The organism is Pseudomonas sp. GW822-FHT04C11 (genome assembly GCF_058800905.1).
In genome coordinates this window covers 568840-587505 of record NZ_JBXAMS010000002.1, presented here as the reverse complement: position 1 = coordinate 587505, position 18666 = coordinate 568840, and the positions used below count along the sequence as shown (strand labels likewise).

The 18666-nt window shown below is 57.5% G+C and carries 11 protein-coding genes; 6 read left to right on the top strand and 5 right to left on the bottom strand.

Translation table 11 applies throughout. The features are described 5' to 3' along the window. Positions 1–128 precede the first annotated feature (128 nt). On the bottom strand, positions 129–914 hold the full coding sequence (locus AC1RJ3_RS05495; protein WP_493077837.1) for a siderophore-interacting protein: 786 nt from the start codon (positions 912–914) through the stop codon (positions 129–131). Continuing rightward, positions 911–1489 carry a PadR family transcriptional regulator gene (locus AC1RJ3_RS05490; RefSeq protein ID WP_493077835.1) on the bottom strand — a complete coding sequence of 193 codons (579 nt, stop codon included), beginning with the start codon at positions 1487–1489 and terminating at the stop codon, positions 911–913. Before AC1RJ3_RS05490 ends, AC1RJ3_RS05495 begins: the two co-directional genes overlap by 4 nt. 510 nt (positions 1490–1999) lie before the next feature. Here AC1RJ3_RS05490 and AC1RJ3_RS05485 point away from each other — a divergent pair. The 6 genes from AC1RJ3_RS05485 to AC1RJ3_RS05460 all read left to right on the top strand — a co-directional run bounded on the left by AC1RJ3_RS05485 (position 2000) and on the right by AC1RJ3_RS05460 (position 9070). Further along, a complete protein-coding gene (locus tag AC1RJ3_RS05485; RefSeq protein ID WP_230175125.1) occupies positions 2000–2485 on the top strand; it encodes a CS1 type fimbrial major subunit in 486 nt (161 codons plus the stop codon). A 109-nt stretch (positions 2486–2594) separates the two neighbouring features. Next, positions 2595–5117 carry a CS1-pili formation C-terminal domain-containing protein gene (locus AC1RJ3_RS05480; RefSeq protein WP_493077832.1) on the top strand — a complete coding sequence of 841 codons (2523 nt, stop codon included), beginning with the start codon at positions 2595–2597 and terminating at the stop codon, positions 5115–5117. A 31-nt stretch (positions 5118–5148) separates the two neighbouring features. Next, a complete protein-coding gene (locus tag AC1RJ3_RS05475) occupies positions 5149–6420 on the top strand; it encodes a hypothetical protein (RefSeq protein ID WP_493077830.1) in 1272 nt (423 codons plus the stop codon). Between the two features lie 43 nt (positions 6421–6463). Further along, positions 6464–7204 carry a pilus assembly protein gene (locus tag AC1RJ3_RS05470; protein ID WP_103320074.1) on the top strand — a complete coding sequence of 247 codons (741 nt, stop codon included), beginning with the start codon at positions 6464–6466 and terminating at the stop codon, positions 7202–7204. Between the two features lie 4 nt (positions 7205–7208). Next, a complete protein-coding gene (locus AC1RJ3_RS05465; RefSeq protein ID WP_493077828.1) occupies positions 7209–7709 on the top strand; it encodes a CS1 type fimbrial major subunit in 501 nt (166 codons plus the stop codon). 131 nt (positions 7710–7840) lie between these two features. After that, positions 7841–9070 carry a hypothetical protein gene (locus AC1RJ3_RS05460; protein WP_493077826.1) on the top strand — a complete coding sequence of 410 codons (1230 nt, stop codon included), beginning with the start codon at positions 7841–7843 and terminating at the stop codon, positions 9068–9070. Between the two features lie 71 nt (positions 9071–9141). Here AC1RJ3_RS05460 and AC1RJ3_RS05455 read toward each other — a convergent pair whose 3' ends face one another. The 3 genes from AC1RJ3_RS05455 to AC1RJ3_RS05445 form a co-directional block, all read right to left on the bottom strand. Then, positions 9142–14205, bottom strand: a complete 5064-nt coding sequence (locus AC1RJ3_RS05455) for an NEL-type E3 ubiquitin ligase domain-containing protein (protein WP_493077824.1) — start codon at positions 14203–14205, stop codon at positions 9142–9144. A 150-nt stretch (positions 14206–14355) separates the two neighbouring features. Beyond that, positions 14356–17523, bottom strand: coding sequence for a transglycosylase domain-containing protein (locus tag AC1RJ3_RS05450; RefSeq protein WP_493077822.1), 3168 nt, complete (start codon positions 17521–17523; stop codon positions 14356–14358). 301 nt (positions 17524–17824) lie between these two features. After that, on the bottom strand, positions 17825–18283 hold the full coding sequence (locus tag AC1RJ3_RS05445) for an REP-associated tyrosine transposase (protein WP_493077820.1): 459 nt from the start codon (positions 18281–18283) through the stop codon (positions 17825–17827). Positions 18284–18666: the final 383 nt, after the last annotated feature.

Sequence of the window (18666 nt, the reverse complement as noted above, 5' to 3'; positions counted from 1 at the left end):
CTCCCGCTCGGCGGCGAAGCCGTCGTAAACCGGGTAATGTGGTCTGCCTGATACAACCCGATTGAATGGCTTTGGGGCTGCTTCGCAACCCAGCGGGAGCAAGCTCCCTCGCCACAGGTGTTAGTCGTTTACTCTTCGTCGCTGTCGTCGAGTTTCCAGTAGCCGACGGCTTTTACCTGGTCCTGACTCAAGCCCTTCTCGTCCAGCAGCACGCGGCGGATCTGTCGTGAGGCTCTGGATTCTGTCGCGATCCACGCATACAACTCGCCGCTCGGCATTGGCAGTTGTTGCACGGTGCTCAGCAGGTGGTTCTGACCGGCTTCGCGCAAGACCCATATCACCTTGACCTCTGCCTGGCTTTCGAGGACTTGCTGTTCGGCACCGTTCTCGATTTCCACCACCACCAGCGCGCGCCGGTTGGCCGCCAGGCCTTCGAGGCGGCGGGCGATGGCGGGCAGGGCGGTCTCGTCGCCGATCAACAGATAACTGTCGAAGATGTCCGGCACGACCATCGAGCCCCGTGGCCCGCCGATGTGCAGGAACTGGCCGGGTGTGGCCTGTGCTGCCCAGGTCGAGGCGGGGCCATCGCCGTGCAATACGAAGTCGATGTCCAGCTCCAGCGTGTCCAGGTCGTAACGGCGGGGCGTGTAGTCACGCATCGCCGGCAGAGGTCCATTGTCCTTGCCGGCGCCCAGCACCAAAGTTTCCAGCGCGGCGTGTTCCGCAGCGGTTTGCGGGAAAAACAGCTTTACGTGGTCGTCCGTACCGAGGCTGACGAAGCCGGCCAGTTCCGCTCCGCCGAGGGTGATCCGACGCATGCGCGGGGTCAGGTCGACCACCCGCAGCACTTCCAGGCGACGGCGTTTGAGTTCGTGGCTGACACGGTGAATGGTTTGCACAATGACTTCAGTCATTCGGCCTTCTCCTGAACAGATTGAACGACAGGGCCATCGACGATGGCTTTGGCGGTGTTGTTGAGCAGATCGCGCACTCGCAGGATTTCTTCCGGGCTCCAGCGGCCGTGATGCATTTGCAAGGCATGCCGCAGGTTGTGCACCGCTTCGTGGATCTCGGCCGGGCGGTCTTGCCCGCGCAACGAACGCTTGCTGACCTCGATGCGCATGCGCACGCCGTCCAGGGCAATGGCCTGCTCGCTTAATGACAGACGTCCGGCGTCGGTGATGCTGTAGCGTTTTTTTCCAGCTTCGGCATCGCCGAGGATCATTTCGCTTTCTTCAAGAAAGGTCAGGGTCGGGTAGATCACGCCGGGGCTGGGGCAGTAGGCGCCGTCGAACATGCTTTCGATCTGGCGGATCAGGTCATAGCCGTGGCACGGCTGCTCGGCGATCAGCGCCAGCAACAGCAGTTTCAGATCGCCGGGGGCGAATACCCGCGGGCCGCGCCCACCGCGTTCGCGGCCGGGGCCAGGGCGTTTTTCGAAGCCGTCACGGCTGTCGCTGTGGTCTCGATGGGAATGATGGTCTCTCATTTTTTCGTCTTCTCTCGTCGTGTTTAGATACAACTTAAGATATATCTTATGGATTGCGCAAGCGTTCTGGACCAACGGTCGCCATCCTGCCGGCCTTGGGCGGCGCTTAAAGACCAGGGCAATGAATGATGAGTTGATTGCTTTTTTAGAGTAATTAAACTAATTATAAAGTTAATCTGCTGATCATTAACCGAGTGCCGTGAGTTAAGTAGTACCGGTCTTACAGAAGTTGGGTTGGTTCTTATCTGTGTGCTTTTTTAGTTAGCGCTGTGTGTAGTATTTCTCTGAGGGTAAAGAAGTGCTGTTAGTACTTTTTTGACTTTTCTCCTGCGGCTCGAAAGTCGTTGTTACTACCTGTTCTTAGGAAGTTGCGTACTTACTTTCTCAACGGATTTGACGATCATTCTCCGGTGTCGAAAGTTAAGAGAATTCGCCATCGTTGTATTGAGTGGTATTCGCATTTCAAGACTTTTCTCGGCCCAATCCTTTGAAATAGACAGGTACTTAATAATGTTCAAGAAGTTTGCAGTTGCCGTTCCGATGACCCTCCTGGCCCTGAGCTCTTCAATGGCGTTCGCTGCGGAAGAAATACGCTCGTCCATCAACATCAGCGCAAATATCCCCACCTATGATTTCTACGCTCAACCGGTGAATCCTGACTTCGGTAAAGATGAAAAAATGGCCTGGAACGTGTTAACCGAGCGCTTGGCCCCGCTGCGTGCGACTTACGATATCCGCAACACCCTCGGTTCGGTCCATGCTTATGTGGAAGGTGGTCCGCAACACCTGAACAACGGCCACTCCGCCATCCAGCTGACCTACGCCTTCAACGGCGTAACCTTGACCGGTATGCCTAAAGAAGTGGTCGGCGATACCGAATCCAACGGGGGCATGCGGGCTGATCTGGTGATCACTGCCGCCCTGCCAGGGAACAATCAGACAGGTCTTTACACGGCCAACCCAGTCGTGATCTTCGATGCCGTACCGCGCATCTAAGTCAGCCATGACTTAAGGCTCAGCCTTATTCGTTAGCACTTACCGGTCGATGGGTAGCCACTGCCTGTCGATCGGGTTTCAACGCACTTATCTTCAGAGTATTTCGTTCATGTTCCCGATGACTCCCATCGCGACGGCGCTTGCCCTATGTTTTTGTGCAACCGCCCTGGCCGCGCCAGCGGACAACGGCCACACACCCCGAAGTTTGCTTGCGCAAGCCAAGGGTTTACCGAGCGAGTTCGAAGAGCACTTCTTTGATGTGCCGCTGGCGGTGCGCGTGGAACTTGATCAACAATTTCTCGGTGAAGCGATGGTCGTGTTGACCCGCGACGATCGAATCACCCTGGTTGACTTCAATGATGTCGGCGACAGCACAATCCAGCCCAGCGAGCGCGACATCTGGGCCAACCATCTGAAACAAGGCGTGGCGCTGGGCGCCTGCCAGGCCAACTGCCCCGAACAACTGTTGGCCGTGCACTACAGCCTCGAAAACTCGCTGGTGTCGATTCTCACGGAGAACGCCGAACGGGATGATCAAGTGCAGCAGTATTACAGCCTGCCCGAAGGCGGCAGCACTGGCTTGATCGTGCGCAACCAGTTGAACCTCAATGGTGGCCAGAACCAGGACCTCGGGGGTCGTTACGGTCTGGAAGCCAGTAGCAGCCTGGGCAACTGGACCCAAGCGGTCAATATGCAGCTGTCGCGCCTGGGCGGTGTCGACAACCAGACCTTTTACGCGGTGCATGAGCTTTTCACCCAGCGTGAATTGCAGGGCAACTTTGTGCGCCTGGGCTATTTCACGCCCACCTCCGAAGGCCTGACCCGTCAGCCGCGTACGTTTGGCGCGAGCCCCGATGTCGCATTGGGCGTCATGTATGGCAGCTCCGACAGCCTGGCCATCAATAATCCGAAACCGGCGGTTTATCCGATCTATGTCACGGCCAATCGACTGGGCTCTGTGGAAATTTACCGCGACGGATTGCTGATCAACACTCAGGCAGTCCCGGCAGGGTTGCAGACCCTCGATACGCGTCCGCTGCCCGGCGGGATTTATGAAGTGGAAGTGCGCCTGATCGAAGACGGCCAGATCACCTCCAGCACGCTGGAGCTGGTCTACAAGCCGAGCAATTGGCGCAATCATGACGAGCGCTGGCGCTACAACCTGTTCGCCGGTCGCGAATCCAAATTGCTCAGCAACTGGGAACAGCAGGCCGCTGGCGACATGACCGCCGGTGCCGCATTCAACTTCCTGTGGCACCCGCGTGTGATCCTCGGCCTGACAGGGCGGCAGGTGCGCGACTCGCTGCAATACGGCACGTCGGTTGACTGGACGATTGTCAACAACGCCAGCCTTTTCGCCAACGTCTACAGAACCGAAGACTACGGCACCGGCCTCGATGTGCAGGGACTGTATTCCTATGGCAGCGGCAGCCTCGTCGCCAGCCATAACCGCAGCTGGCTCGACACCACTCGGCTGTACGACACCCTGCCGGACGGCACGCGCGTGCGGCAGCGCAACGTCTTTATCGGTCAGACCAGCAACTCTTCCTTATCGTTGAATCATCGACTCAGCCGTAAAAGTTCGGTCAATGCCCGGGTGTCCCACAGCGAGGGCAACACCGAAGGCGTCGGCCTGGATCTGGGATGGACCCAACGCACTCAACTGTTTGGCAGCGATGCCAACTGGCGCCTGTCGCTGTTCGACCGTCCGGGCAGCTTCAGCTCGGGCAATGATCGTAACCGCGGCGTTGACCTGAGCGTGAACATTGCGCTGGGCGGCCCGGGAGAGCAGCTGTCGGGCAGCATCGGCACCCGCACCGATCGCGATGGCGGGCGCGATAACAATGCCTCGCTGACCTACCGCAAAGACTTGCAGGATCACCTGCTGCAAAACGTCTCGGCCACGGTAATTACCGACACCTACGGCCTCGGTTTGAACGCGATGGCGTCGATGCAATCGGACCTGGCCAACGGTGACGGGTTTATCCAGCGCTCGTCGTTCAACAACGACCTCACCGGCGGTTTGAACCTGGACAGCACCGTGGCCGTCGGCGGGAAAAAAATGGTCATGACCAGTCAATACCACCGCAGTGGTGCGGGCATGATCATCGATGTCGAATCGGACATCGACGGCATTACCCTGCGCGCCGACGATTTGAGCGGTGGCAGTGCGGTGCTCAAACCGGGGCGCAATTTTGTGCCGATCACGGCTTACAAAAGCAGCTCGGTCAGTTTCGATTTCGAGGGCACCGACGTCCCCGCCGCGACCATTCAACCGGCCCGTTCCAGCTATCACCTGAACAAGGGCGGCGTGGGCTATCGGCAGATTCGCGTGATGCAAACCCTCACCGTGCTCGGTCGCCTGATCGACCCCCAGGGCAATCCACTCAAGGGCCATCACATCATCAACCACGCCAGCCGCGGGGTCAGCGAAGTGGACGGTTTCTTCTCGATGGAAATGAACGCCGGTTCACCGACCCTCGAAGTGCGTCATGGCAATCAGTTGCTGTGTCAGTTCCGGCTGGACCCGAGCCGTGGGCGAACTGAAAACAATGTGTTGATGATCGGGGATTTGCGCTGCACGCCAGACACGCTGGCGGACGTTGGCGATGCCGTGCAGAGCGCCGGTTGATGACGGCCGCTCAATTTCTGGAGTTCACAAAATGATGAGTTTATTGACTGTGCCATGGCGCACGGCAAGAACGTGTTTCATCGCGGCCTGCCTGGTTGTCACGCCGTTGCAGGCGGGAGCGGTGGTTAAACAGATCACTGCCACTTTCAACCCAGACCCGAGCAATCCGCAGAAAAACGAATTCAGGAATACGACGCGTAATGAAGGATTCTGCATTAGTCAATCAGCCACCTGTAAGGCTCACAATATTTTCAGTCTGCGCTCGCATAACAGAGGTGTTGAATCTATCGGCCCCATCCAGCCCAACCACACAGATGTACGACAGGGCGCGATGATCAAGACGCCAGCCGCGTGGCGTTCATTAATGGTCACCAACCGTGAAACGGGCGAAGTGACCACAGTAGAAGTTCGTATTGCAGGGATGGGCGCTGTTTATCATCTTAGCGACGATGTGAGGGAGATCACGGGCGAGTCGAATTTGTTCTTTTCCCATCGGGTGTTGTGGGCAACCGATCATTGGCAACTTGCGCCCAGTCCCTGCATGGCAATCGGACCTATTAGCCATCACGGCTTCACGGGCTTCGAATTTTTCTGGCTGACCCCTACAGAAGCGGTGTGTGCCAAACAGGCCAAATTTCTTATTCCCGGTTTCAGTTATCGGTATCTGGATTTCACCTACGAACTGCGTACGCCGGATCCGCTGAAGATGTCCTCGGGTGTCTACCAGGGCACGCAGGTCTACACCATTGGTCCCGGTGGCGACTTCGATCTGGGGGATGTCGTCGTGGCGTCGGACAACATCATTCAGCTCGACTTCACCCTGACAGTCGAACACACCCTCAAAGTCGAGATTCCGCCGGGTGGCAACCGGATTGAACTGGTGCCGCAAGGTGGCTGGCAAGCCTGGTTGCAACAGGGCCGCAAACCCACGCGTCTGTCCCGCGACCAGACTTTCAATATCACGGCCAGTTCGCGCTTCAAGATGAATCTGGAGTGTGAATACACCCAGGATGGCAAGACCTGTTCATTGCGCGAGCCGGTGACCGGTCATGTCGTACCGCTGAACGTCAGCGTCAGTCTTCCCCATGGCTTGACCGATGCGGGCGGACAGTCTGTCAGTCGTCGGCAGTTACTGCGTGATGGCAGTACTACCAAAATGTTCCAGCCGGGTTTTTATGTCGACCGTAAACCGGGAACCCTGCATTTCGAAATTCCTTCAAGCGAAGTGGCAGAGATGATTCGTCCCGGATCACAACGGCAGTACTCGGGAAGCGTGACGGTTATCTGGGATTCAGAGGTTTAGTGCGTCGCGCCATTGCAGCATTCATTCAACGAGGGACAGGACGATGAAACACCTGGTGGCATTATTTGGTTTTTGCTTATTTACCCAGACGGCTCATGCCGGCCCGAGCATCAATGTCGGGACGGTGTATGACTATCTGGACGGGGACAAAAGTACTTACTTGAAACGCGTGTTCAACGGGGGTGACAGCACCGCGTTCGTCAAGGTCAATATTCTCGAAATTATTTATGACGCCGATGGCAGCGCACGGGAAGAGCCGCTCAAAACCCAGGCCGACGCCACCGCGCGTGATGGTTTGATGGCCAGCCCGGCCCGATTGATTGTGCCGGCCAATGGCATGCAGGGCACGCGCCTGTTGTATATGGGCGAGCGTGAGAAAGAACGGTATTTCCGAGTGCGTTTCGTACCGGTGGTTCCAGAGAAGGAAGACGAGTTCGCCGTCTCCAGCGAAGAACGTGAAGATTACAAGAAAGGCCTGTCCGCCGGGGTCAATGTGCTGGCCGGGTACGGCACGGTATTTTTCGTGCGCCCCAAGGAAACCCGCTTCGACAGCGCGATCGAGAACGACGCGCGCAACTACCGGATTCGCAACAACGGCAACAGCGTGGTGGTGATCGATGAGTTCAAGGACTGCGCGGTGAAAAACGAGCAGGACTGCCAGCCGACGACCAAGCATCACATCCTCGGGGGCCGGACCTTTCAGTTCGAGAAACAGGCCGGTCGCGAATACCGCTTCACTCTGGTTGAAGGCGAGAACAGCAAAACACTCGACGTGAAGGGATAACGCCATGTTCAAGAAACGGTCCCTGGTGTTTTCGTCCGCCGCTTTCGTGTTGGCCAGTGCTTCGGCCTTCGCCGCTCGGGAGGTTCATCAGTTTGAAGTGTCGGTCTCTGTTCCTTCCCTGGGGTTTTATGTGATTCCCGCTGATTCAGGCTGGATTCATCAGGAGCAACAACTGCCTTGGAACCTGTCGGCCTCGAAGCTGGGCAGTTTGCGCAAGTATTTCGACGTGAAGAACGAAGCGGGCTCGATCAACGCGCGGCTTGAAGGCCGGCCGTATCTGTCGAACGGCACCGATGCGCATGACATTAATTTGCGCGTGTCGTTTAACGGAAAGTTGTTGAGCGAGCAGGAGAGCCGCGAAGTGGTTTCTTTGACTGACGCCGCTCTTGGCAAACGCGTATTGCTCGAAATAGTGCCGATGCCACCCACCGATGGGGTGTACAAGCCCGGCAATTATTTTGGCAGCGTCAACATGATTTTCAATGCGGTGTTGGCGGGGGCTTGAGGCCGGACGAGATCGCCCATTGCACGAGACGATCCCGCCACGCGGCCACAAGCGTTAGAACAACAAGAAGTGCCGATACTGATGTCTTTGAGTGCAGTCCTTTAACAGTTTTTGCAGGGAGTTTGTGAGCCATGAAGGTAATAAGGGCATTGAAGCCTGCGAAGGCATCGATGGTTGCCGGTGTGTTGTTGGCAGTACTGACTACACCGGTGGTAGCGGTGACCGTGGAAATGAGCGCAATGTTCCGGCCTGATCCGGCAAAGCCGATGCAAAATGCTTTCGAAAACACCACACCACAAGGCGGTTATTGTGGCGATCATCCGTCTTTTTGCGAAAACGGGGTCTTCAGCATCGCCTTGCCGATTCGTTTCAGGTCTGTCGCGGCCATTCAGCCGTTGCATGACGAACGCCGGGGCCCCATGTTCCGGGTTCCCTCCTCCTGGAAGGAGGTTACGGTCATCAATGACAGTACCGGTGAACCCGAGACGGTTAAAATGCGCATCAACGGGATAGGGGCGGCCTATACGATCAAAGCGCCTCTTACACCCGGTGTCTGGCAGAGTGGCTGGGTATATGCTCCGCCACCCTGTGTCTATGGCGGAGTGGGTTATGGTCATGCCTTGTACTACGCTTTTTTTTGGCGAGTGCCGGCTAATGCAGGTGTTTGCTCGAAACAAGCACAGCAGCTGATTCCTGAGTCACTCCAGTTTGCCTATCAGGAGGCAAGTTTCTCCTATGAACTGGTGACACCCGATCCGCTAAAGATGTCGGCCGGCACTTACCGGGGTGTATTGAACTATACCGTCGGGCCTCATAAAGACTTCGACATGGGCGACATCTTGTTGCCCGATGATGATTTGATAACCCTTAACTTCACCCTGACGGTCGAACATACGCTCAAGGTCGAGATTCCACCGGGCGGCAATCGCGTTGAACTGGTGCCACCGGGCGGCTGGCAGGCCTGGCTGACTCAGGGGCGCAAGCCAACGCGGCTGTTCCGTGATCAGACGTTCAATATTTCGGCGTCGAGTCGTTTCAAGATGCTCGTGCAGTGCCAGATTACGGGGCTGTTCGATTGCATGGTTCGTGATCCGGTTTCACAACGCGCAGCCACGGTGCAGCTCAGTGTCAGCCTGCCCAACGGCTTGACGGACGTCAGCGGGCAACCGGTCAAACGTCGTCCGTTGCACGTGGGCGAGGTGAATGCGCAAGCATTCAAACCCGGGTTTTATGTGGATCGGGCTCCAGGTGTTTTGCACTTCGAGATTGCACGCTATTACGTGGACTACATGTTGAAACCCGGCGAAGCGGCCAACTATTCCGGGAGTATCACGGTGATCTGGGACTCCGAAGTGGGATAACCGTGAGGCGTGAACCGGTTTGCCTGTAAAACCCTGAAAGCGGGTCTGCGAGCCTTCAGGGCGGGTTACCTCTACACGGCCTTGCGCAACGCCTCGCGCGTCAACCGCCTGCTCAGCTGCTTCTCCTCGTAGCCGATGTCGTTCAACAACCTGCCATAGGCCTCATCAGTCATGTCCTCATTGGTGAGTACCACGCTGTCGTCGACGTTAAATTGCCGGGCGAGGTCCTGGACACGCTGTTTGAGTGCCCGTCGTTGAGCAATCTGCATGCCTTCGGAACGGGCCCAGGCGTGTTGAGCTTCGCGCAACTCATCCAGCAGGTCGGTCTTGTTTTCGTACAGTCGGGCATTGCGCCTGAATTCGATCGGGTAGGTGTTGCGCAGGTAATTCTCCCAGAACGGCTGTTCGAGCATGTCGTTGATCAAGCCATCGCCGGCTTCCATCGACATCACTGTGTTGAAGGCCGTGTCGAGGTTTTTTGCGCTCACGCCAGCCACTCGTCGATGCAACATGATCGCCGATTGCCACGGCAAATCGAGGCGTTGAGCCAGACCGCTCTCATAGGCGAGGTACACCTCAACCTCATCGGGATTACCCGGCCGGCTGCCGAAATCGGCACGTGCAATGTCATCCACCCGCGCGAGACGAGCGGCGCCTTTGGCCAGGTTGACCAGTCGGCTTTCAAGGGCCGCGCCTGACGTCGACAAGGCATAGGCTTCGGACGCGAGCACCTTGATGCCCATATGGTTGAACACCTGTGCCCCTGCATCAGCGCAGGTGGTAGGCGCTGTCGCCATCTCGAACAGTTCCTTGCGCAACTCGCTGTCCAGGTCGATGGCCTCGATCATTCGCCATACCCGGCTGCTGAGCTGTTTGCGCCATTCATCGCCGGCCCGGTAATCGGCCGAGCGGGTCTGCTTCTGGATCAGCGAGAAAAATCCTTCAGAACCCGGTTCGGTCATCAAGTCGTGCCAGGCTTCTTGCCGGAAGGTGCCCAGCCCGGTCGCCCTCGTGCTCCACCAATGGGAGTCGTCGGACATTGGCCAGAACTCGATGGCTTGCGCAGCCGCTGCGGAATAGGGGCGATCGGGGCTTATTCCAACCGATTTTCGATAGTCCTTGTAAGCAATGCGGATGGCATCCGGGAGGGACGTAGTGAACAGTCGCGTGCGCGCCACGATGCGGGCGTCTTCGGACCCGGCAATGACGACCGGTATTTCGGCGAGCGGGTTTTCCATCAGGTCCAGGAAAAAACCTCGCGGGCGCGGCTTCTTGAACAGGCCTTCAGGCCAGGCCGTTGCGCCGGTGTTGCTCAAACTGAGGATTTTCAGTTTAGGCATGCGTTCCACGTTCGGCAGCATTCCCAAGTGAGGATTGTCGTCGAGCCTGAGTGTTTCCATGTGGGTCAGGTTTCGCACCTGCTCGACCGCGGATGGCGTCAACGTGATGTTGTTGTCCATCAGTCTCAAGGTCCGCAGGTAGTGCATGTTGCCCACGCTTTCGGGGAGTTTCGTCAACTCGCAGCTTCGCGCACTAAATTGCCGAAGATGCGGAAAGTCTTTCAACAGGCCGGAGGAATTTACGGAGAAGTTACTGCGATCCAGGTTCAAGGTTGTGACCTGATCGAGGTAGTGTTTGATATCCGGCAGTTCTTTCCACCAGCGGTCGAGGTCAAGAACATCGAACTCTGTTGACAGATCCAGCGCATAGCCACCGTCGATGGTGATACTGCGTTCGCCGAAGACAGTGGGTTTTCTTTTAAAACAATCGACGAGCCGTTCGGAAATGTGTAGCCCGCCGCCGCGCACGAACCCTTGTCGATCCGGTCCCCACGTATCGGGTTGTCGGTATCGCCAGCGATGGAGCAGCACGCGAAGATCATCCAGTTCGCGGTCCAGTCGTGTCAGTGTCTGATGCCCTTGCTCTTGCGAGCCCAGGGATCGAACAAAGGTATTGACCTCCCTGTCGTTGAAGTGGGGGTAGATGTCCTGCACCCGTTCGTCGAGCGTGGCAGCGGTGGTGGAAAAGCCGGGACCGCGCAACAGCAGCATGTCCTCATGGTCAGCCAACGGACGGATCGGCGGTGCGGCGAGCGCTGTGCGGCGTTCGGCAGGCGTCTCGGTCTTGACCATCACCCATTGCTTGAAAAATGCACCCTGGCCAGGCCGATAACCCAATTGCGTTTGTTGGTTTTTCGGCAAGGCCTTGAGCACGGCTTCGAAAAAATCAGCGGCTTCATGCAGTTTGTGGTTTTCAGCGTCCCAGACTTCGAATCGGTTCATGTCATCCTTGACCAGTATCCGGACCGTCGACGCGTCCTGCGCACCCACACTGCCACGCAGTGGTCCGGCATCGCCGCCTTCGCGAACCTCGATGCGCAATTGCGCGAACGTGTCGGTATGAATCCTGAGCGCGTTCAACACCAGACTTTCGGTTTCCGGCACCCACTGCGCCCCGTCGTGAAAGCCTTCGTACGCATGGTTGGTCCGGGCTTCGAAGGCCGCTTCACGCGCGCGGATCTTGAGGCGCAACGGTAGGCGTTGCTCCTGAGTCATGCGCACGAGGTCTGCACCCTCGCTACTGTTCAACAGCGTCTGCGCCGCTCGGGACGGCAGCTCTGGAAATGCCTGGCGAATGAGCCGAACCTGCGGATCGTCAGACGCTTCTGCACCCTGATACAGCTGATTGATGATATCGGCGTTCAGGTGGTTCGCTTGGTCCGCCAGACGATTTCGCAGCGCTTGCACCTGTTCGCTGTTGGCGATTGGTCGACCGAGCACAGCGTGCAGCTCTTCTTCGCTGAGGAACTCGACAAGGCTTGGCGCAAACTGGTCGCTCAGGAGATAGGACCGACTAGTGGAAAGGGTCTGCTCGTCAGTCGCTTCGGTATTGCCGTACTGGCTGAAACGGCCCGACATATCGGGGGTTTCATAGACCCTCAGAGCTTTATCCGAAGGCCAGCCGTCCAGGTAGGTTGCCAGCGGTTCAAACCAGTAAGAGGGTGGGGCCAGAGACCGGCCTGTTCGAATCCGCTCAATGGTTTGCCGGATCTGGCGCTGGATGTTCAAGCGTTTGAGGCTGTCGTCCAGTAACGGTGGCGGGACCGTGTTGTCGACGTACATCCGACGCAACGCACCGTCGTCGGTACCACTGGCGATGCGAACTTGCTCCAGCTCTGCGTCGCTGAAAGCGTCCACGGAGTGGCCGAGACGACGCATCAGTGTCGGGCTTGCCCACGCGCGTGGATTTTCGCCTTCGTGAGTCCAGGCACCGAGACTGTTGTGTTTCAACTGCGGTGAATAGGTGTTGGAACGGTGTGGATGCCTGACGCGATAGCTACCCGTTTTCGGGTCTTGCTGCACGGCGTAATGTTTTTCATCCAGCGGCAGAATGTCCTGGCCTTCGTGGGAGTGGATACCCAACGCGTCAGGCCTGGAGTTGGCCGGTAACGTGTAGTCCGGCAGTTCGTAAGGTTTGAGATCGGGGTGCCACAGGCGGGGCTGGCCGTTGGGCAGTTCCACTGGTTTCATGCCTTCGATCAACGGCGAGAGCTTCAAGCGAGCGAACTGGCCAATCTGCACGCCCGCCGCAAAGGCCGCCAGCTGAATGACGTCGGTCACCACGCCTACGATATGCTCGGCGGCTTCGATCCACAGGCCTTCGGTCAGGTCCACGACAAACTCGATGACGTCGCTGGCAATCTGGTAAGCGCTGTAGGCCATCATCAATTCGCCCAGGCCCGGGACGAAGGGGATGGCGATCATCAGCGCGACGTTGAAGAGGTCCGAGACTATTTTTTTGAAATTGTCCCACCAGGCCCAACGGGCGTTGCGATCGGTGTCGGCGGTGGACACGGCAATGTGTCGGGCGTCATTGAGGATCTTGTTCAGTTTTTGCTGGTAAAGGTACTCCCAGAGTTCGCCAGGGATCGGTGTGGTGCTGAAATGCAGATTGGGCTTGGTGACCGGGACTTCCTGCCAGCTGGGACTCTGGTCCAGCGGTTCTTTCTGATGCCATTTCACCTCGAACAGGCGTTGTTGCAACCCGCCGAAAAAATGCCCGCGCTGTTGCTGATCGACGAACCGACTGAAGTACTGCTGGTAAGTCATTCCTGTGGACGATATGACGTCGTTGTCGCGCAGTTGGCGAGTCAGTTCATTCATGAACGCGACGGTTGACGGGTACTCTTTCAGTGGATGCTCAGGGTCCTGCGGGACGTAAGCGATCACTGGCGTAACGTCGCGGATTTTTTGTTCCGGGCGCGGTGTAATCAACACGATTCCGGTCAGGAGGCTGTCCAGGATGGACAGTTCAGCGAACTGCATCACCCGGCCTTTGCGGGTGAGGTTGCGTTGGCCATCGAGCATCATCAGGATCAGGTCGCGGGCATCGGCGTCGATGTCGCCGGTCATCACCGCCTGTTGCGCGGCCGCTTTAAAGGCGGCTTTCTCGCTCTCGACAATGTTGAGCTTCAAAAAGCCCTGTGCGAGGCCGTCACTGGGCAGCAACTGTTCTTCGAGGTATTGGGTATAGCGCGCGCCGATGTCCAGTTCGCGGCACAGGGCCTGGAACTGGGCGATGGAGATTTTGCGTTTGATCGCCAGGATGTCGAAGTGCCCGCGAGCATCGGGCTGGCTGATGAAGTCGGAGTCTGGCTCACAGGTTTCAGTACGCGCGAAGTTGTGTAAGGCGGCGTCCAGCAGCGAAACGGTTCGGGTGACTACGCCGCCGGATGTGTTGATGACATACCAAGGGCGCTCCTTGGGTAGATAGAGGTGCAAGTAAGTGGTTCTGACATTGGCATTGACGCCGAACTGTTTTATCAGTGCATGGGTGAGTAGGGGTTCTGCGAACTCATAAACGTCTTGTAACTTATCAATAAACCGGTCCACCTTGTTTTGAGCGGACCAGAGTTTAAGGTTGGCCTCTTGTAATAGCGTGTGATCGAAGTCTGTGGCTGTGGTTATCCATTGCGCAGCCCGTGTTTTTGTGAGGCCAAGCTCCCGAACCCTTTGCAATGAAGTGTTCTTGAACGCGGGGTGGATCCGGCTCTTGATGAAGTCGTAATGGCGACCTTTATTATCGCTTGCCTCCAGTGACTGGCGAGCAGAGATACTTCCTTGTAAGTCAGACATGCTTTTAATAAACCTTGAGTCTTTATCGGGGCTATCAGCCTAACGCCCGAGGCTCAAAGTAAAAGTCTGAAATTCAACTGTTAAACAGGTGTTCGCGCGGATAAGGCATTGAAATTTACAATGCCGAAAACAACTAATTACTACCTTCCTTTAATGTTCTGCTTCATCAGCGCTGCGCTGCGCTACGTTGACAGGCAAACACAGCGTGTTGCTCCCCGGTTGCAGATACGGTGTGAGAATCGGTGCCATCCCTTTAAGTACCTGCACCGGCAATGCCGAGGTGAACTTGAAGGCTTCGGCCGAGGCGCCTGGCACGAAGGCGGTGAGGGTGCCGAAGTGATGCTCGCCAATGTAGAACACGAACGTGGCGGTGCGGTTGATCGATTTCGAGCTCAGCACCCGTCCGCCGGAACCGAAGGCTTCAATGCGGTTGTCACCGGTGCCGGTCTTGCCGCCCATGGCCAGTGGGGTGCCGTTTGGCAGTTTGAACGTACCGGCGACCCGTTTGGCGGTACCGGCGTCGACCACTTGCGACAACGCTTCGCGCATCGCCGTCGCCACTTCGGACGGCATCACGCGTTTGCCTTTGTCCGGGTCATTGATCACCGTTGTTTCATACGGCGTGCCAGCGGCGAAATGCAGGCTGTCGATGCGCAGGGTCGGCATCCGCACGCCATCGTTGAGGATCGTCCCGATCAGCTCTGCCAGAGCCGCTGGCCGATCGCCGGAGCTGCCGATGGCGGTGGCCAGTGACGGCACCAGGTGATCGAACGGGTAGCCGACTTTCTGCCAACGCTGGTGAATGTCGAGGAAGGCCTCGATCTCCAGCATGGTCCGGATGCGGCTGTCGCGAGCGCTCTTGTGCCGGCTCTTGAACAGCCAGCTGTAGACTTCCTGACGCTCGAATTCACTGGCTTTGACGATCTGGCTGAATTTGGCGTCGGGGTGGTTCAGCAAGTAGCCCATCAGCCACAGATCCAGTGGGTGGACCTTGGCGATGAAGCCTTGATCGGGCAGGTCAAAGGCGCCTGGTCCGTAGGTTTTATAGAGTTTTTCCAGGCGCTCGTCAGTGAGTTTTTCGTTGATCTTGCCGGCGGTTCTGTCGATATTCTTATCGGTATTTTTGGCCGTTTTCAGGTGCGCGCGGACAAAGCTGTTGAAGCTTTCCTGACTGGCTTCGGGCAGCAGGTAACGGTGCACCGCGGCCAGACGAATCGCCGTCGGGTGCATGCTGTCGAGGAAGGTCTCGAGGCGAGCCTGGGTGTCTTTTTTCTGGTACTTCTTCCAGAAGCGCAGTAAAAACGCGGTGCCTTCGTGGTCGGCGAATTGTGCCAGATACTCCTGGCGCCGCGGGTTGTCATCGTCACTGAGCAACTGGCCGCTGCTGTTGGGCCCCGAGTAAGTGCTGTAGCGCACCAGGTCGCGCATCAGGCGAATGAACGGCAGGTTGATCGATTCGCGCAGGGCATCGCGCAGGGTTGGGCTGCGACCGTTGTCTTCCTTGCGGAAGTTGTGAAAGGTGTGCAGGCCGCCACCGGTGAAAAATGACTCGCCGGGGTTGGCCGAGTACGTACGGTTGAGCGCCGCATCGAGCATTTTCGGCAGGCTGCGGTCGGTGTTCTGGATCAGGTAATCGACGGCCCAGCGGCTAATCACGTCCTGCTCGGGGACCGCGGTTTTTTTCAGCTCGGCCGGTGGCTGGCCGCCATAACGGTCGTGCAGTTCGGAGATGATTTGCAGGTAGGAGGTCAATACCCGCAGTTTGGCGGTGGAGCCCAGTTCCAGTTTGCTGCCTTCGTTGATGTCGAAGGGCTGATCGGTGCTGTCGGTCTGCACACGCACCCGCGAGCCATCGGGGGTGCGCTCGAACAGGGTGAAGCTGTAACGCACCTGGGTCGTGCTGGTGGGGGTCAGCAAGTGTTCGCCAAGCAGGCCCAGTTGCGCCGCGTAGGTCGGGTCGGCCAGATGCTTGAGGTATTCGGTGGCCTTGGTTTGCAGGTCGTACTGCAAGGTGCTGGTGGCCGACAGGTCAAGGCGATCGAGGTCATACAACGGGCGATTGAGCAGGGCGGCCAGTCGGCTGCGCGCCACACTGATGCCCTTGTTGGATTCGATCGGTTGAATGGTCGGTTGTTGTTGCCAGTCGCGGTAGGTCACCTTGCTGGCCAGTGCGGCAGCGGCCAGCGGGTCGTCGATCACGCCGTTTTGTGCGAGCAGGCGGATGTGGCTGTCGGTGAGTTCTGCCAGTTCGTCACGGCCATTGGCCAAGTAGTGTGAAGGCCGACGCTGGGCGATCATCAGTGACAGTACCTGACGCAGGGCCAGACCGCGTTGAGACAGACTCAGCGGATCACTGGCAACACTCGTCAGGGCTCTATTGACCTGATTGAAGTCGGCGCCGTACCACACGCGCAACCCTTCGGCCATGCCATGCACTTCACCATGACCAGGCACCGCTGACAGCGGCACGCTGTTGAGGTAATCGCGCACGATATTTTGACGAGCCGTGAGGGTTTGCGGGCCATCCTGATAAGCACGCACGCTGGCGGAAATCATCTGGCGGATTTTCTCGCTGCCCGACACCGTGAGGCCATCGGGTGAGTGGCGGTATTTTTCCAGCTGAGTGGCCAGGGTGCTGCCACCGGCAGTCTGACCGGGCAGGTGCAGCAGTTTGGCGATTTGCGACCAGGCCGCCTTGCCAAAACGCGGCCAGTCCACAGCGGGGTTTGCCAGGGGTTGTTTGGGGTCGAGCAGGTCGCGGTTCTCGATGAATAGCAGGCTGTGCACCACCAGCGGCGGGATAGCGGAAAAGCTCGAATACAGCTGCTGCGGATAGTTGTACTGATACAACGGCAAGGCGCGGCAGTCGGTAATGGACAGGCCGGCCTGGATTTTTTCCGCGTAGGGCACGAAGAAGCCCTTTTCGCTGTAGTTGAACAGTTTCGGTGAGAAACGGGTTTGCGCGGAGATCATGTAGCCACGCTTGAGCAAGCGCGGCAAAAACTCACCCAGAGAACTGTAGCCCAGGCGCTTGTCGAAAGGCCCGGCACCCGGATAGAAAATTGAATCGCTGGGCCCCGGTTGCATCGAATAACTCAGCGATGCAGCAAACTGGCTGAATTCGCGCGCCTGCAATTTCGAGGTACGCATTTCCTTGGAGGCTGCCCAACCGAGCGCAACCAGAGTAATCAATAACAGCAACCAGAACAGCCGCCAGCCATAACGACGACGGCGAGGTTTTTTCGGTGAAGGCGCTTCTTCCACGTTGTCAGTTGGCACAACAGCTTCACTCGAATCGGATTGCCACAAAGCGCCCATAGTCGATTGATCCATTTACGTAGATTGATCGGACTTGTCTGAAGCTTAGTCGCTGGTTGGAACTGGTGAAAAATTTGTGAATGCAAAAAAACACGAACCCATCACTGACCGTGGCGAGGGAGCAGGTACCCCCGAACGTCAATGTGGCGAGGGAGCTTGCTCCCGCTGGAGTGCGAAGCAGTCCCAAACCTGCAAGCGCGGTTTGTCAGGTGAATTGCGTTTATCTGTTCTGCGGCGGCTTCGCCCCCGAGCGGGAGCAAGCTCCCTCGCCACAAAAGCAGGAACCGCTCTAATGATGTGGTCAGAGCCAGCTTGCATCCCAGAGCGGATAGTCTCCGATGTTTTCCACCAACCCGGCCCGCAATGGGTTGGCGACGATGTATCGGGCGAATGGGCGCAGGTCTTCACCGTCGCGTATTGCCCTGTCGTGGTAACCGCTTTGCCAGAAGGCTCCTGAGCCATTGACCGCTCTATTGATAGTGAGTGTGCTACGAGATTTGATTGATTGCATGACCTGAGACAGGGTGCCTTGCTTCAGTTCAAGCAACCAGTGGAAATGATCAGGCATGACGACCCAGGCCAGAGAGTCGATTTGATTTCTTTCATGAGCCCGTTTCATTTCTGTTACCAGCAATCGGCCTATACGCCAGTCGGCGAAGAGCGGGCACCGCTGGTGAACGACGGTCGTGACCATATAGGCCCGTCCGGTTTCAGAGTACCTGCCACGGCGTAGACAATGAGAGTTTGGGCGGGGATGCATTCCATTGCGTCCTTAGGTCTGGGGTATCAATTGACCTTAGCTGCCCAGCCATGGAGTCGAAGCTGCCACTGCTGAGTGAAAAGTCCGAAAACACTGAAGTCCTCAATGTGGCGAGGGAGCTTGCTCCCGCTGGAGTGCGAAGCAGTCCCAAACCTGCGAGCGCGGTTTGTCAGGTGAATTGCGTTTATCTGTTCTGCGGCGGCTTCGCCACCGAGCGGGAGCAAGCTCCCTCGCCACGGGGGCTGGTGGTTGTCTGAGAGTATTGGGCTAGAGCCATCAAGCCGGTAAATACGGCCTAGGTAGGGGCATGACGCCGCACCATTGCTGTGCAATACTCGGTGCCGCTTCGCTGGCGAGTTCAAGGCTGAATCCCAGGTAATGCC